Origin of the sequence: Enterobacter sp. JBIWA003, from assembly GCF_019968825.1 — a bacterium.
Lineage (GTDB): Bacteria > Pseudomonadota > Gammaproteobacteria > Enterobacterales > Enterobacteriaceae > Enterobacter > Enterobacter quasiroggenkampii.
In genome coordinates this window covers 3,891,248-3,904,419 of sequence record NZ_CP074170.1, presented here as the reverse complement: position 1 = coordinate 3,904,419, position 13,172 = coordinate 3,891,248, and the positions used below count along the sequence as shown (strand labels likewise).

17 protein-coding genes are annotated in these 13,172 nt (G+C 54.9%); 4 read left to right on the top strand and 13 right to left on the bottom strand.

What is annotated here, in order from left to right; translation table 11 throughout:
* Positions 1-30: 30 nt before the first annotated feature.
* The 8 genes from proX to KGP25_RS18775 form a co-directional block, all read right to left on the bottom strand.
* A complete protein-coding gene (gene proX / locus KGP25_RS18810; RefSeq protein ID WP_048029249.1) occupies positions 31-1,026 on the bottom strand; it encodes a glycine betaine/L-proline ABC transporter substrate-binding protein ProX in 996 nt (331 codons plus the stop codon).
* Between the two features lie 9 nt (positions 1,027-1,035).
* A complete protein-coding gene (gene proW / locus KGP25_RS18805; RefSeq protein WP_008502575.1) occupies positions 1,036-2,100 on the bottom strand; it encodes a glycine betaine/L-proline ABC transporter permease ProW in 1,065 nt (354 codons plus the stop codon).
* Positions 2,093-3,295 (bottom strand): glycine betaine/L-proline ABC transporter ATP-binding protein ProV, encoded by a 1,203-nt coding sequence (gene proV / locus KGP25_RS18800; protein WP_223539475.1) that lies wholly within the window; start codon positions 3,293-3,295, stop codon positions 2,093-2,095. The genes proW and proV overlap by 8 nt, the downstream gene beginning before the upstream one ends.
* 330 nt (positions 3,296-3,625) lie before the next feature.
* Complete coding sequence (nrdF, locus tag KGP25_RS18795) at positions 3,626-4,585, bottom strand: class 1b ribonucleoside-diphosphate reductase subunit beta (protein ID WP_223539474.1); 960 nt, start codon at positions 4,583-4,585, stop codon at positions 3,626-3,628.
* A gap of 9 nt (positions 4,586-4,594) precedes the next feature.
* Positions 4,595-6,739 carry a class 1b ribonucleoside-diphosphate reductase subunit alpha gene (nrdE, locus tag KGP25_RS18790; RefSeq protein WP_223539473.1) on the bottom strand — a complete coding sequence of 715 codons (2,145 nt, stop codon included), beginning with the start codon at positions 6,737-6,739 and terminating at the stop codon, positions 4,595-4,597.
* Positions 6,712-7,122, bottom strand: a complete 411-nt coding sequence (gene nrdI, locus KGP25_RS18785) for a class Ib ribonucleoside-diphosphate reductase assembly flavoprotein NrdI (RefSeq protein WP_024907682.1) — start codon at positions 7,120-7,122, stop codon at positions 6,712-6,714. The genes nrdE and nrdI overlap by 28 nt, the downstream gene beginning before the upstream one ends.
* Positions 7,119-7,358 carry a glutaredoxin-like protein NrdH gene (nrdH, locus tag KGP25_RS18780; RefSeq protein ID WP_008502570.1) on the bottom strand — a complete coding sequence of 80 codons (240 nt, stop codon included), beginning with the start codon at positions 7,356-7,358 and terminating at the stop codon, positions 7,119-7,121. Before nrdH ends, nrdI begins: the two co-directional genes overlap by 4 nt.
* A gap of 252 nt (positions 7,359-7,610) precedes the next feature.
* Positions 7,611-7,937 carry a DUF883 domain-containing protein gene (locus tag KGP25_RS18775; RefSeq protein WP_008502569.1) on the bottom strand — a complete coding sequence of 109 codons (327 nt, stop codon included), beginning with the start codon at positions 7,935-7,937 and terminating at the stop codon, positions 7,611-7,613.
* 160 nt (positions 7,938-8,097) lie between these two features.
* Here KGP25_RS18775 and KGP25_RS18770 point away from each other — a divergent pair, with 160 nt between their 5' ends.
* Positions 8,098-8,442 carry a DUF2002 family protein gene (locus KGP25_RS18770; RefSeq protein WP_008502568.1) on the top strand — a complete coding sequence of 115 codons (345 nt, stop codon included), beginning with the start codon at positions 8,098-8,100 and terminating at the stop codon, positions 8,440-8,442.
* A 32-nt stretch (positions 8,443-8,474) separates the two neighbouring features.
* Here the strand turns inward: KGP25_RS18770 and alaE are convergent, their stop codons facing one another.
* Positions 8,475-8,924 carry an L-alanine exporter AlaE gene (gene alaE, locus KGP25_RS18765; RefSeq protein WP_023617655.1) on the bottom strand — a complete coding sequence of 150 codons (450 nt, stop codon included), beginning with the start codon at positions 8,922-8,924 and terminating at the stop codon, positions 8,475-8,477.
* A gap of 494 nt (positions 8,925-9,418) precedes the next feature.
* Between alaE and stpA the strand changes: the two genes are divergently transcribed.
* Positions 9,419-9,823 (top strand): DNA-binding protein StpA, encoded by a 405-nt coding sequence (gene stpA / locus KGP25_RS18760; RefSeq protein ID WP_048029252.1) that lies wholly within the window; start codon positions 9,419-9,421, stop codon positions 9,821-9,823.
* Positions 9,824-9,861: 38 nt separating this feature from the next.
* Here the strand turns inward: stpA and KGP25_RS18755 are convergent, their stop codons facing one another.
* The 3 genes from KGP25_RS18755 to KGP25_RS18745 form a co-directional block, all read right to left on the bottom strand.
* Positions 9,862-10,041: a hypothetical protein gene (locus KGP25_RS18755; protein WP_048029253.1), complete on the bottom strand. Its 180-nt coding sequence runs from the start codon at positions 10,039-10,041 to the stop codon at positions 9,862-9,864.
* A 79-nt stretch (positions 10,042-10,120) separates the two neighbouring features.
* Positions 10,121-10,642: a rhodanese family protein gene (locus KGP25_RS18750; protein ID WP_048226627.1), complete on the bottom strand. Its 522-nt coding sequence runs from the start codon at positions 10,640-10,642 to the stop codon at positions 10,121-10,123.
* Positions 10,643-10,651: 9 nt separating this feature from the next.
* Complete coding sequence (locus KGP25_RS18745) at positions 10,652-10,951, bottom strand: metalloregulator ArsR/SmtB family transcription factor (protein WP_048029255.1); 300 nt, start codon at positions 10,949-10,951, stop codon at positions 10,652-10,654.
* A gap of 181 nt (positions 10,952-11,132) precedes the next feature.
* Here KGP25_RS18745 and KGP25_RS18740 point away from each other — a divergent pair, with 181 nt between their 5' ends.
* Positions 11,133-11,291: a YqaE/Pmp3 family membrane protein gene (locus KGP25_RS18740; protein WP_045909293.1), complete on the top strand. Its 159-nt coding sequence runs from the start codon at positions 11,133-11,135 to the stop codon at positions 11,289-11,291.
* On the opposite strand, the gene KGP25_RS18735 is transcribed toward KGP25_RS18740, so the two are convergent.
* Positions 11,288-12,217 (bottom strand): LysR substrate-binding domain-containing protein, encoded by a 930-nt coding sequence (locus KGP25_RS18735; protein WP_045909292.1) that lies wholly within the window; start codon positions 12,215-12,217, stop codon positions 11,288-11,290. The two genes, KGP25_RS18740 and KGP25_RS18735, sit on opposite strands and share 4 nt — an antisense overlap.
* A gap of 320 nt (positions 12,218-12,537) precedes the next feature.
* Between KGP25_RS18735 and KGP25_RS18730 the strand changes: the two genes are divergently transcribed.
* Complete coding sequence (locus KGP25_RS18730; RefSeq protein ID WP_223539472.1) at positions 12,538-13,143, top strand: ankyrin repeat domain-containing protein; 606 nt, start codon at positions 12,538-12,540, stop codon at positions 13,141-13,143.
* Positions 13,144-13,172 lie beyond the last annotated feature (29 nt).

The following is a 13,172-nucleotide window of genomic DNA, read 5'->3' as shown; positions in this document are numbered from 1 at the left end:
GGGTTAGGGTGAGGGGCAGGGTTTTGTTTTTTACTTCTGCGCCTCAAGCGCCTCTTTTACCCAGCCGTCAAACTGCTGCTGGTGGGCTTTGATCCAGCCGTCGACGTGGCCTTTGACATCTGCCTCAGACGATTTACCCGCGTGCATCATCGCGTTCTGGGCGTTGATGTCCGCCAGCGGCAGCTTCATCACCGAGAACAGCTTCGCCGCGGCCGGGTTTTTCTCGGCCCAGGCTTTGTTCGCCACGATATGCATGGTGTTCACCGGGAAGCCGTAGTTCATGCCGTTCGGCAGTTTGGTGTCGATATCTTTCTGCTCGCCCGGCAGGGAGGAGAACGGCACCTGCAGCCACACCACGTCTTTCCCCGGCTTCAGCACGTCGCTCACCCAGTATGGCGTCCAGGTGTAGTAAATCACCGGTTTACCCTCTTTGAAGCGGGCAATGGTGTCGGCCATCATCGCAGAATAGTTGCCGTGGCTCACGTCGACCGTTTTCGCCAGATCGAACGCCTTGTTCTGGTGGTTAATCACCGCTTCACAGCCCCAGCCCGGCGAGCAGCCCATCATGTCGGCCTTGCCGTCACCGTTGGTGTCGAACAGTTTGGCGATCTTCGGATCTTTCAGCTGTTCGATATTGGTGATGTGGTACTGGTCGGCGGTTTTCTTGTCGATCAGATATCCCTGCGCCGCGCCGGTGACAAAGGTGCCTTCACGGTAGAATTTCTTGTCGCCACCGGCGGCGGCATACATGTCGTCGTGCAGCGGCTGCCAGTTCACGGCGGTGAAGGTGGCGTCACCGGAGGCAATCGAGGTATAGCCCACGTTGTAATCCACTTCGCTCGGCGTGTTAACCGTGTAGCCGAGTTTTTCCAGCGCGCGGCTGACGATCAGGGTCTGGAAGCTCTCTTCCGAAATGGTGCTCTGCACCGGCTGCACGGTAATGCCTTTCCCCGGCAGATCAGCCGCGAACGTGCTGGTGGAGACAAGGGTGGCAAACGCTGTGGCAAAAAGGACGTTATGTCGCATCGTTGTTCCTTATTTTCTAAAGGGGCGGGTGAGTAACCCGACAGGGCCGGTGGAATACCAGCGACGGTTGCCGCGACTGCGTGAATCGCGACCGACGGCCTGGGTCAGGCGGTCAAGAATAATGGCGAGGATCACGATCCCGACGCCGCCGACGGTGGCCAGCCCCATGTCGAGACGGCCAATGCCGCGCAGCACCATCTGGCCGAGACCGCCAACGGCGATCATCGAGGCAATCACCACCATCGACAGGGCCAGCATCAGCGTCTGGTTAACGCCCGCCATGATGGTTGGCATGGCCAGCGGGAGCTGAACCTTAAACAGCATCTGGCGCGGGCTGGCACCGAACGAGCGTGACGCTTCGATCAGGTCCGCAGGCACCTGGTTGATCCCGAGAATGGTCAGACGAATAATCGGCGGCAGGGCAAAGATAATGGTGACCACCACGCCCGGCACGTTGCCGATGCCGAACAGCATCACAATCGGCACCAGATAGACGAACGCCGGGGTGGTCTGCATTGCATCCAGCAGCGGACGGATAATCTTCGCTGCCCGCGGGCTGCGCGCCAGCCAGATCCCCATCGGCAGGCCGATGACAATGCAAAAGAGCAGGGCGGTCAGCACCAGCGCCAGGGTGATCATCGCCTGCGACCAGGCCCCAATCGCGCCGATGGCAATCAGCGAAATCAGCGTGGCGACACCCATGCCGGCGCTGCCAAACTGCCAGGCGATCAGGGAGAACAGGATAATCGCCACCGGTGCCGGCATGCCCAGCATCAGCTGCTGGAAGCCGTTCAGGATGTAATCCACCGGGATGCGGATCCCCTGGAACACCGGGCGGAAGTGCGTCACCACCCAGTCGATCCCCTCCGTGACCCAGCTGTCCAGCGGGATCAGCGTTTTATGGAACGGGTCCATGATGTTGAAGTGTTCTGGCGCAGGCGCGGGGGCGCTGTTCAGCCAGTCTGCCGCGCCGCCGCCGTCGGCGGGGGCTGGCGTGGAACCCCACGCGTCGGCGGATTGTGCAGCGTTATCCGCCGCTTCAGTGGTACCCCACGGGTTAGTTTGGTCAGCCATTGTTTGCCCCCTCGCGATCTAAAGCCTGCAGCAGCATCCGTTTTGAGATGATGCCGACGTACTGTTGTTCCTCACCCACCACCGGCACGGCGCACGGCGCCTGCCCTACGTGAGAGAGCAACTCGCTGAGCGGCGTTTCGGCGTCCACGGCAAGCGGAGCGTCAATCAACGCCGCATCGATCCCCTGGTTTTCGCTGAGCGCGGTTTTCAGAGAGTCGATGGAGACAACGCCGACAAATTTATTGCCGCGTTCAACCAGATAACCGTATTCACGGTCTTCGTCCTGCAGCAGCTTAAGCGCCGAGCGCGGGCCGAAGCCTGGGGTTTTACGAATAATGCCGTTTGGCGTTCGACGGGCAATATCTTTGGCGCTAAAGACCTGGCTAATATCCACGCCGCGGAAGAAGGTGCGGACATAATCATTCGCCGGATTATTGAGTATTTCATCCGGCGTGCCGACCTGCACCACTTCACCGTTTTGCATAATGGCTATACGGTCGCCAATACGCATGGCTTCATCCAAATCGTGGGAAATAAAGACAATGGTTCGCTGATGTTTAGCCTGTAATTTTACCAGCTCATCCTGCATCTCGGTGCGAATTAACGGATCGAGGGCGGAGAAAGCTTCGTCCATTAATAAAATGTCTGGATTAATGGCTAATGCGCGGGCTAATCCCACGCGCTGACGCATACCGCCGGAAAGTTCATCCGGGTACGCATGCGCATAATTTTCCAGCCCTACCTGACGCAGGGCATCAAGGGCTTTTTCCTGACGTTCCTGCGCGGGTGTGACGGCTAATTCCATGCCGAAAGCGGTATTATCCAGCACCGTCATGTGCGGCATCAGCGCGAATGACTGGAATACCATTGCAATCTTCTTTCTGCGCACCTCGCGAAGTTCGGCGTCTGATATTCTGGCGATATCCACGCCGTCAATCAGTACCTGTCCGCGGGTGGGTTCAATCAGGCGATTGAGAAGGCGAACCATAGTGGATTTACCCGAACCGGATAATCCCATGATGACAAAAATCTCGCCTTCTTCAATGGCCAGACTGGCGTCTTTAACGCCAAGCGATAGCCCGGTTTTTTCCAGAATTTGCTCTTTCGAAAGGCCTTTCTCAATATATTTGAATGCGCGCTGCGGATGCTCGCCAAATACTTTATAAAGATTTTTCACTTCTAATTTAATTGCCATGCAATAGAGAGTGTCCTGTTATTTGTTTATGTCGATATGATTACCATGGTAAATTGTTAACGGGCATAACCCTAACATACTGAGAATCTGAGACAACCCTGGGTTTGCTTATGACGTGAATTTTCAGGGAAGCGAAACGGCTGTATTTCCCATGAGTAAAGGGCTGAGCGTGATCTGAATTTTTCTCAATTTTTTGCTGTGGCGCAGGAGAATTTCGCCTGAATCGGGTGATTCAGGCGAATATGACGCAGAAATGACAGTGTAGTTGCTTTGTAAATATTAGAGAGGAAATTGTTGGGTTTATATTAAATTAACGAACGTTAACGTTCATTAAAAATCCCAGTCTTCATCCTCAGTTTCCACCGCTTTGCCCATCACGTACGATGAACCCGACCCGGAGAAGAAATCGTGGTTTTCGTCGGCGTTGGGCGACAGCGCGGACAGAATCGCCGGGTTCACCTCCGCCATCTCCGGTGGGAACAGCGCCTCGTAACCCAGGTTCATCAGCGCCTTGTTGGCGTTGTAGCAGAGGAAGGCCTTCACGTCTTCCTCCCAGCCGGTACCAGCGTAGAGCTCTTCGGTATAGCTCAGCTCGTTGTCGTACAGATCCATCAGCAAATCGAGCGCAAATCCCTTAAGCTCCTCGCGCCTGGCCTTGCTGACTTTTTCCAGCATTTTCTGATACTTATAGCCGATGTAATACCCGTGCACCGCTTCATCCCGAATGATGAGGCGAATCAAATCGGCGGTGTTGGTGAGCTTGCCCCGGCTCGACCAGTACATGGGCAGCCAGAAGCCAGAATAGAAGAGGAAGGATTCCAGAAACACGCTGGCGATCTTCTTCTTCAGCGGCTCGTCGTTCCGATAATACGTCAGCACCAGCTCCGCCTTTCTCTGTAGTGACTCGCTTGCTTCACTCCATGCGTAGGCCGCGTCCACGTCTTTGGTCTGGCACAGCGTGGAGAAAATCGAACTGTAGGAGCGGGCGTGCACCGCCTCCATAAAGCTGATGTTCGACATCACCGCCTCTTCGTGCGGCGTCAGCGCGTCACTCATCAGAGCCGGTGCGCCGACGGTATTTTGAATGGTGTCGAGCAGCGTCAGGCCGGTAAAGACGCGGATCGTCAGCTGCTGCTCGGCGTGGCTCAGGGTTTGCCAGGCCGGAATATCGTTGGAGAGCGGGACCTTTTCTGGCAGCCAGAAGTTGCTGGTCAGGCGGTTCCATACCTCCAGGTCTTTATCGTCCTGGATTTTGTTCCAGTTAACGGCACTCACGCGTGACAGTTTCATCCTTTCTCCTTACAGCGCGCAGGACACGCAGCCTTCAATTTCGGTGCCTTCCAGCGCAAGCTGGCGCAGGCGAATGTAGTAGAGCGTTTTGATGCCTTTCTTCCAGGCGTAGATCTGGGCTTTGTTGATGTCCCGCGTGGTGGCGGTATCCGGGAAGAACAGCGTCAGCGACAGCCCCTGATCCACGTGTTTCGTCGCCTCGGCGTAGGTATCGATGATTTTTTCCGGGCCAATCTCGTATGCGTCCTGATACAGAGCCAGGTTCTCGTTGGTCATAAACGGGGCAGGGTAGTAAACGCGTCCGGTTTTGCCTTCTTTGCGAATTTCAATTTTCGACACGATCGGGTGAATGCTCGACGTGGCGTGATTGATGTAGGAGATCGAGCCGGTTGGCGGTACGGCCTGCAGGTTCTGGTTGTAGATGCCGTAGCGCATCACGTCATCACGCAACTGCTGCCACATCGCGCGCGTCGGCAACACAATTCCGGCGCGAGCAAACAGTTCGCGTACTTTTTCGGTTTTCGGCTGCCAGTCGCCTTCAAGATACGGACTAAAATACGCCCCGCTGGCGTAGCGGGACTGCTCAAAGCCCGCAAAATGCTGGTTGCGCTCGCGCGCCAGCATCATCGAGGTATGCAGCGCGTGCCAGGTGACGGTGTAAAAATAGAGGTTGGTGAAGTCTAGCCCTTCCGGACTGCCGTAGGCGATGCCCTCCCGCGCCAGATAGCCGTGGAGGTTCATCTGCCCCAGCCCGATAGCGTGCGACGCAGCGTTGCCCGCTTCGATGGACGGCACGCTGCGGATGTGGCTCATGTCCGACACCGCCGTCAGCCCGCGAATGGCGGTTTCTATCGTGCGGCCAAAGTCGGGGGAATCCATGGTGTGGGCGATATTCAGCGACCCGAGGTTGCAGGAGATGTCTTTGCCGATCTCCGCATAGTCCAGATTCTCGTCATAGCCGGACGCGCTGTTGACCTGCAAAATCTCCGAGCACAGGTTGCTCATGTTGATGCGCCCGGCAATCGGGTTCGCGCGGTTTACCGTATCTTCGTACATGATGTACGGATAGCCGGACTCAAACTGAATTTCGGCAAGCGTCTGGAAGAAATCGCGGGCGTTGATATATTTTTTGCGAATGCGCTCGTCGGCTACCAGCACGTCATAAAGTTCGCTGATGGCCACGTCGCCAAAGGCTTTGCCATAGATTCGCTCAACGTCATACGGCGAGAAGAGCGCCATCTCGGCATTCTCTTTGGCCAGTTTAAAGGTGATATCCGGGATCACCACGCCAAGCGACAGGGTTTTGATACGGATTTTTTCGTCGGCGTTTTCGCGCTTGGTATCGAGAAAACGCAGAATGTCCGGATGGTGCGCGTGCAGGTAAACCGCTCCCGCGCCCTGGCGCGCGCCAAGCTGGTTAGCATAGGAGAACGCATCCTCCAGCATCTTCATCACCGGGATCACGCCGGAGGACTGGTTTTCGATGCGCTTGATCGGCGCGCCCGCTTCGCGCAGGTTAGAGAGCAAAAACGCCACGCCGCCGCCGCGTTTGGAAAGCTGCAGCGCCGAGTTCACCGCGCGACCAATCGACTCCATATTATCTTCGATACGTAGCAGGAAGCAGGAGACCAGCTCACCGCGCTGGGCTTTGCCGCAGTTGAGAAAGGTGGGCGTGGCGGGCTGGAAGCGGCCGGAGAGGATCTCGTCGGTGAGCTGTTGCGCCAGCGCTTCATCGCCCTGCGCCAGGGTCAGCGCGACCATCACCACGCGATCTTCAAAGCTTTCTAAGTAGCGCTTACCGTCAAAGGTCTTCAGGGTGTAGCTGGTGTAGAACTTCCACGCGCCAAGGAATGTCTGGAAACGAAAGCCGCTGGCGTGGGCGCGTTCAAACAGCTTCACGACGAAGGCGCGTTCGTAGCGGGTGAGGACGCGCGCATCGTAGTAACCCTCGTTAACCAGGTGGTCGAGACGTTCATCCTGGCTCGTAAAGGTCACGCTGTTGGGCCGCACGTGGGCGGCAAAAAAGGCGTCCACCGCCTCACGGTCTTTATCAAACTGAATGCGTCCCTCCCGGTCATAGAGGTTAAGCATCGCGTTTAATGCGTGGTAATCCGGCGTCGCCTGCATTACCCGTTCTGCGGTTGTCGTTGCCAAAATTCGTTCACTCCTTTACGCACGTTTTCGACGTCCTGCTGTGTCCCCATCAGCTCAAAGCGATAGAGATACGGCACGCCGCATTTTTGAGAGATGACATCTCCGGCGCGGCCAAAGGCGTCGCCGAAATTGCGATTCCCCGCCGCAATGACGCCGCGGATCAGCTCCCGGTTATGAGGATCGTTCAGAAAGCGGATCACCTGGCGAGGCACTGCGCCCGCCGTGCCGCCTCCGCCATAGCTGGGCACCACCAGAATGTAAGGTTCCTCTACCCGGATCCGCTCCCGCTCGTTAAGCGGAATGCGCACCGCAGGCAGCCCGACGCGCTCAATAAAACGGAGCGTGTTTTCCGAGCTGCTGGAGAAGAACACCAGTCTGCTCATGCCCGTGCGGCCTGCGCGGCGATGCGGTTGATCATGTCCGGACGGAAGCCAGACCAGCTGGTCTCCCCGGCCACCACCACCGGAAGTTGACGGAAACCCTGCGCGCGAAGGGTATCGGCGGCCTCGGGCTGCTGGTCAATATTCACCATCTCAAACGCCACGCCGCGGCTTTCCATCGCCCGTTTGGTCGCGTGGCACTGAACACAATCGTTACGAGTGTAAATAATAATGCTCATGATTCGTATTTCCATTTAAAATGAGAGAACGGCGCGAATCATCGCGTCAGGTTATGTGTGTCTTGCTAAAAGGAATACTAGATGTAGTTGTCTTAAGTTTCAACCATACAAGATATGGGAAATTCAGATTGATGTTGTCACGATGATGAGCTCAGCGGGGCAGGGCAGGCTATACGGGTTTTACAGGCGAGAAGGCAAAGAAAAGCCCCGGCAGCCACTGACCACCGGGGCAGATAACGGTGCGTGAGCAGGTTATTTACGCAGGCTAAGCAGAGCGCCCACAAAGATACCGACTGCCGCTACCGTGCCGAGCGTACAGAGCGGCTTCTCGCGCACGAAGGTCGTTGCGCAGCTGACCGCATCGCAGGCAGCCTGTGTCGTACGCGTGCGGCCGTTTAAGCGCGCGCGGGTTTCACGGAGCAGAGACTGAGCCTTACGTTTTGCGGCATCCGCTTCGTCCTTCGCGTCACTTCCCCAGGATTTCAGCACCTCTTCCAGCGTGTCCGCTAATTGGCTGACATCATTACGAATATCCTGCGCATCGTCATTAATATCGTTTCGGTTCGGTCTGTTAAACATACGATCCTCCGTAATTTTGCGTTCCCGTTCAGTTTAGTTCAGAAATTTAATATCTGAAGCGCATCACGCGTTATCCGGCAGTTTATGGACTATTCTGAAAGCCCTGCTAATGCTGAATACTGTAAGGTTGCCGGGCAGGAAAAGATAACGAGGAAAAGATATGTATTTACGACCTGATGAGGTGGCGCGCGTTCTTGAAAAAGAGGGATTCACCATGGATGAGGTGACACCAAAAGCGTATGGATATCGCCGTGGCGAGAATTATGTTTACGTTAATCGTGAAGCAAGAATGGGACGTACCGCTCTCATTATTCACCCGACGCTGAAAGACAGAAGCCTGTCATTTGCTGAGCCTGCCTCGGATATTAAAACCTGCGATCACTATCAGCAATTTCCGCTCTATTTAGGCGGAGAGACGCATGAGCATTATGGTATTCCGCATGGTTTCAGTTCGCGTATGGCGCTGGAACGGTTTTTGAAGGGACTGTTTGGCGACGTACAGTAAATTTGCGACTGGCGTGCGCCAGTCGCTTCACATCACGCTTTTGCCTGGCTGTACTGGCTGACCTTAAACAGGCGGCGACAGTAGTCGAGGAAATAGCCATATACCGCCCCCATCAGCATTGAAATCACAATATTCGAACTGACCGCCGCAGCGATCTGGTGCCAGTCCGCGCCCACCGTCAGCAGAATAGCCACATAAACCGGCGACTGGAACGTCACATAGGCCAGTACGTCCGCCAGGTTTTTCACCCAGCCTGCGGGGCTGATACGACGTGCGAAACGCATGACGGCATCGCGGTATAAGCCGTAAGGCCATGCAATAATAATATTGACCGGGATCGCCACCAGACGAGAAGAAAGTGACTGCTCGAAGGTCATTCCGGAGAGGAATATTTCGATCAGCATGTTCACAACGGAACAGTAGACAACCATCGCGAAAGTATCCGCCACTGCATGGCGAAGGCGTGATTGCGGTGAGAACATGTCTGAACTCCTTGAGAAGAACACAAAAGAAACGATTTTCCCGAAGCGATTAGTGCTTTAGGTTGGTTTGTTTGATATGTATAGCGTATATCTCTATGTTTGAACTAACAACTAGTGATTAATTTTTATTTAAACGCGTTTTGTCCACAAAATTCTCTAAAATTGATGGTTTTTTGTTCGCTTCGTTATAATGTGTCTCGTGTGAAGATTTTTTAATGTAAATCAGTTAGTTGTGTCTCATCTCACTGACGAAGGCCTCAACCCGCTTCTGGACAGCGCAGGATGCTGAAATTTTGATTAAGGATGACCATTTATATTGATGGGATGAATGAATCCATGCGTATCCCACAGGCGTTATAAGATAATATTAAGGGTGGCAGTAAAACATATTTACGCTATTGGCCGGGACGCCCCGCGGGTAGATATTTCAGCGGAAATGAATTATTCTGTCGGTGATTTATCTATTTACCCTAAAGAGAAGGTTTTCAAATAATATGTCTTTGACGTTACAGAATCTTAATAATATCCGAACTCTGCGCGCCATGGCACGCGAATTATCCCTGGACGTTCTTGAGGAAATGCTGGAAAAGGTCAGGGTCGTTGCTGAAGAGAAACGTAGTGAGCTGGCGGAATTAGAGCAGCAGCGGGCTGAACAGCAGGAGAAAATTAATGCCCTGCTGGAACGAATGAAAGCCGATGGTATTTCACCGACCGATCTGCTGGGCTCTGAACTGGGGCAGGCGGGTAAGCCAGTGAAAAAGCGCAAGCCGCGTGATGCCAAATATCGCTTTATTGACCAGAACGGTGAAGAGAAAACGTGGACCGGCCAGGGCCGCACGCCGAAGCCTATTGCCAGCGCGCTGGCAAACGGCAAATCACTGGAAGATTTTCTGATCTAAACAGGTAAACCGGGCGGAACACGCCGCCCGGCATTTTTTCAGCAGACGCCGAAATCACCGTCTTCAGTATACGGCGCCAGATCGGCCGCTTTCAGGGTATATTTCTCGCCTTGCTCATTGCTGGCCTGTACCGCCACAACGCTGTCACCATTCACTTCAAGCACTTTCAGCTTCGGGCCGCCTTTACGCGGTTGAACATAATCACCGACAGAAAACATATTACCTCCTCATCGTTTTAGCGATCTTCACCTTAGCCCACGTATGACGGCGGGTACAGCGTATTTCAGCGATTACTGCTTATGAGGTACGACGGTTCCAGGGCATCACCTTGAGCAGCCTCGCCATGCCGCAAAAACCGGTCACACCGGCGAACAGCAGCCCGGCCCCTACGAAGCCGCTGAGCAGGAAAAAGCCGCCGGAGACGCTATAGCCCAGCACCACGCCGCAGAGAATGAGCAGCCCGGCGGCAATTTGCACCTGACGCATCAGCGGCAGCGGCTGGGTTTTGTCTTCGACAGTCTGCAGACCCGCCTGCTTCCAGCCCTGAATGCCCCCTTCGACCACCAGTGCCTGAGCGGGGGCGGCGGCCTGCGCAAGGCGATCGGCATTGCCTGAGGTGCGGGCGCCAGACTGGCAGTGAAAAATCACCGTTTCGCCCGCGTGCGTTTTAAGTCCACCGGGTAAGGTATCCAGCGGCATGGACTGCGCGGCGGGAATATGCTCGCGGGCGTACTCGTCGGCATCACGAATATCAATCAACTTTGCACCTTCAGCGATGCGGGCGCTGGCCTCGCGCGGCGAAATAAGGGGAAGTGACATGGCGGCTCCTTACGGGCAATAAAGGGTTTTCAGGGTGCTGATGAGCTGATGCACCGCATCGTTTTTAATGAAATAGCGAATGCGCTGTGCCTCGCGGGTACTGTCAATCAGACCTTCCTCACGCATGCGCGCCAGATGCTGCGACGTGGCGGAAGGGCTTAGCCCCGTCGCGCGGGCCAGTTCCCCCGCGCTGGTGCCGGGGGCGCCGCACAGCGTGCAGAGGATCAGCAGGCGACGCGGATTGCTCATCGCTTTTAAAAGGTTTGCGGCCTGCTCTGCGCTGGCCTGAAGCTGTTCGAGTTCGGTCATGATAGTTTAGTATTTTCTTAATTAAGTTAATGCTAAAGTAATTGTGCGCATTACGCCAGCGTCAAAAGCGTAAAAGAGGGTAAACGCGGGGGAGAGAACTGGCGCAGACAGGTAAACTGGCTATGCTTAGAGATAGTTCTCTTTATTATTTTCAATGGATTAGCTTGCACGGAGTTTTGATATGGGTTTTTGGCGTATTGTTTTTACCATCCTGTTGCCGCCGCTGGGCGTGCTGTTGGGCAAAGGTTTCGGCTGGGCGTTTATTATCAACATTATTCTGACGCTGCTGGGCTACATCCCGGGTCTTATCCACGCTTTCTGGGTTCAGAGTAAGAGCTAAGCACGCCAGAGTAAGTCGCTGTAGATCCCGGTCAGTACGCCCTGAGGGCCAAACTGCTGTTTGATCCAGCGCGTGACCTGGCCGGTCGCGGCATGCTGCGTGGCGAGCAGCATGCGAGAATCCTGACGCGGGTTATTGATACGCCGCGTCACCAGCAGCCCGTCTTCCACCGCTTCCCGCGCCATATACTCCGGTAAAAAACCTATCCCTTCGCCCAGGATCTGACACTGGCATTTGGTATTAAAGTCCGGCACCAGAATCGCCTCCTGCCCGTGTAGCAGCCAGCCCACCTTCTTGTTAATGGTGTGCGCGGTATCTTCCACCATGATGTTGGGGTACAGGCGCAGCTGGCTTTCCGCTATCGGTTCCGGAACAAACGCCAGCGGGTGCGCCGGCGCGATGGCAAACACCCAGCGAATGGCGCCGATCTCGGTATAGTCAATTCCGCCGCCGTCGAGCAGCGTGTCCGGTGCGCCAATGGCGATATTGGCCTGGTTGTTGATGATGGAGTCCCATACGCCGTTATAGACTTCGGTGGTGACGGTGATCTGGCAGGTGGGAAACTGCTTTTTCAGCACCTGCAGCAGCCGCGCGGTATGGCGCGGCGTATACAACAGCTGGTTGATACAGATGCGCACCCGCGCCTCGATGCCCTGTGAGATGGTATCAATCCCGCGCTTGATGGCGTGAAAGTCGTTAAGCAGGTCGGTGGCTTTGCGGTAAAAGTAAAAGCCGGACTCGGTCAGCTCAATGCTGCGCGTGTTACGCACGAACAGCACCACGTCCAGCCCGGTCTCCATGCGCTTAATGGTGTAGCTGATGGCGGAGGTGGTGACGCCCAGTTCGGCGGCGGCTTTGCTGAAGCTGCCAAAGCGGGCGGCGGTGGTGAAGGCCAGCAGGTTCTCTTCGGTAAAGATGGAATTCATATCACGGCTCCGTCAGACATCAGTTTTGAACATATTTTAACAACGCTGTTACAACGCATTTGAAGCCGATCACAGTTCTGACGCTTTGCCGAAAGCCCTGGTGCATAAGGCTTTATCAGACATAAGCATAATGCGTTTTGACGCGCTAAAAAGCGGTTAAACATAAGAAAAAGGTTGCACAGACGCACGTTTTGACCGAACTGTTGAATTTAACTCAACAATGAATTGACTGTCGATGAATCATTTTTAAGCGGATTCTTTTATGACCAGGCTGTTGCTATTCTCAGGTCAACAGAAAGAAAAACATCGGGAGTCTGAATATGTCTGCAACTGAACTGGTTACCGAATTTCTGCTGGCGGCAGAAGAGGGCAATAGCGATGCGCTAAAAGCCTGTCTGGAGAAAGGCGTGGATATTAACGCCACTAACCGCCAGAAAAGAACCGCCGTTACGATTGCCAGCCTGAAAAAACACTATTCCTGCGTAGAATTTTTAATTGCCGCCGGGGCAGATATTGATAAACAGGATCAGACCTGCTTTAACCCTTTCCTCATTAGCTGCCTGACCAATGATTTAATCCTCCTGCGGCTGGTATTGCCCGCGAATCCGGATCTCGACCGCCTGACGCGTTTTGGCGGCGTGGGCATTACGCCTGCCAGTGAAAAAGGGCACGTGGAGATCGTGCGCGAGCTGCTGGAAAAAACCGATATCAACGTTAACCACACCAACTTTGTCGGCTGGACGCCGCTGCTGGAAGCCATCGTGTTAAACGACGGCGGCGCAAAGCAGCAGGCGATCGTGAAGCTGCTGCTGGATCACGGCGCGAACCCGCATATGACCGACAAATACGGCAAAACCCCGCTCGAACTGGCGCGGGAGAAAGGCTTCACTGAGATTGCCGACCTGCTGATGGCGGCGGGCGCGTAAAACGATCGGTCAGCCCGTTCCGGCTGGCC

Bases quoted from the DNA above. Each gene is read 5' to 3' on its own strand.
- proX (WP_048029249.1), bottom strand. From the start codon at position 1,026: ATGCGACATAACGTCCTTTTTGCCACAGCGTTTGCCACCCTTGTCTCC.
- proW (WP_008502575.1), bottom strand. From the start codon at position 2,100: ATGGCTGACCAAACTAACCCGTGGGGTACCACTGAAGCGGCGGATAAC.
- proV (WP_223539475.1), bottom strand. From the start codon at position 3,295: ATGGCAATTAAATTAGAAGTGAAAAATCTTTATAAAGTATTTGGCGAG.
- nrdF (WP_223539474.1), bottom strand. From the start codon at position 4,585: ATGAAACTGTCACGCGTGAGTGCCGTTAACTGGAACAAAATCCAGGAC.
- nrdI (WP_024907682.1), bottom strand. From the start codon at position 7,122: ATGAGCAGACTGGTGTTCTTCTCCAGCAGCTCGGAAAACACGCTCCGT.
- nrdH (WP_008502570.1), bottom strand. From the start codon at position 7,358: ATGAGCATTATTATTTACACTCGTAACGATTGTGTTCAGTGCCACGCG.
- KGP25_RS18775 (WP_008502569.1), bottom strand. From the start codon at position 7,937: ATGTTTAACAGACCGAACCGAAACGATATTAATGACGATGCGCAGGAT.
- KGP25_RS18770 (WP_008502568.1), top strand. From the start codon at position 8,098: ATGTATTTACGACCTGATGAGGTGGCGCGCGTTCTTGAAAAAGAGGGA.
- alaE (WP_023617655.1), bottom strand. From the start codon at position 8,924: ATGTTCTCACCGCAATCACGCCTTCGCCATGCAGTGGCGGATACTTTC.
- stpA (WP_048029252.1), top strand. From the start codon at position 9,419: ATGTCTTTGACGTTACAGAATCTTAATAATATCCGAACTCTGCGCGCC.
- KGP25_RS18755 (WP_048029253.1), bottom strand. From the start codon at position 10,041: ATGTTTTCTGTCGGTGATTATGTTCAACCGCGTAAAGGCGGCCCGAAG.
- KGP25_RS18750 (WP_048226627.1), bottom strand. From the start codon at position 10,642: ATGTCACTTCCCCTTATTTCGCCGCGCGAGGCCAGCGCCCGCATCGCT.
- KGP25_RS18745 (WP_048029255.1), bottom strand. From the start codon at position 10,951: ATGACCGAACTCGAACAGCTTCAGGCCAGCGCAGAGCAGGCCGCAAAC.
- KGP25_RS18740 (WP_045909293.1), top strand. From the start codon at position 11,133: ATGGGTTTTTGGCGTATTGTTTTTACCATCCTGTTGCCGCCGCTGGGC.
- KGP25_RS18735 (WP_045909292.1), bottom strand. From the start codon at position 12,217: ATGAATTCCATCTTTACCGAAGAGAACCTGCTGGCCTTCACCACCGCC.
- KGP25_RS18730 (WP_223539472.1), top strand. From the start codon at position 12,538: ATGTCTGCAACTGAACTGGTTACCGAATTTCTGCTGGCGGCAGAAGAG.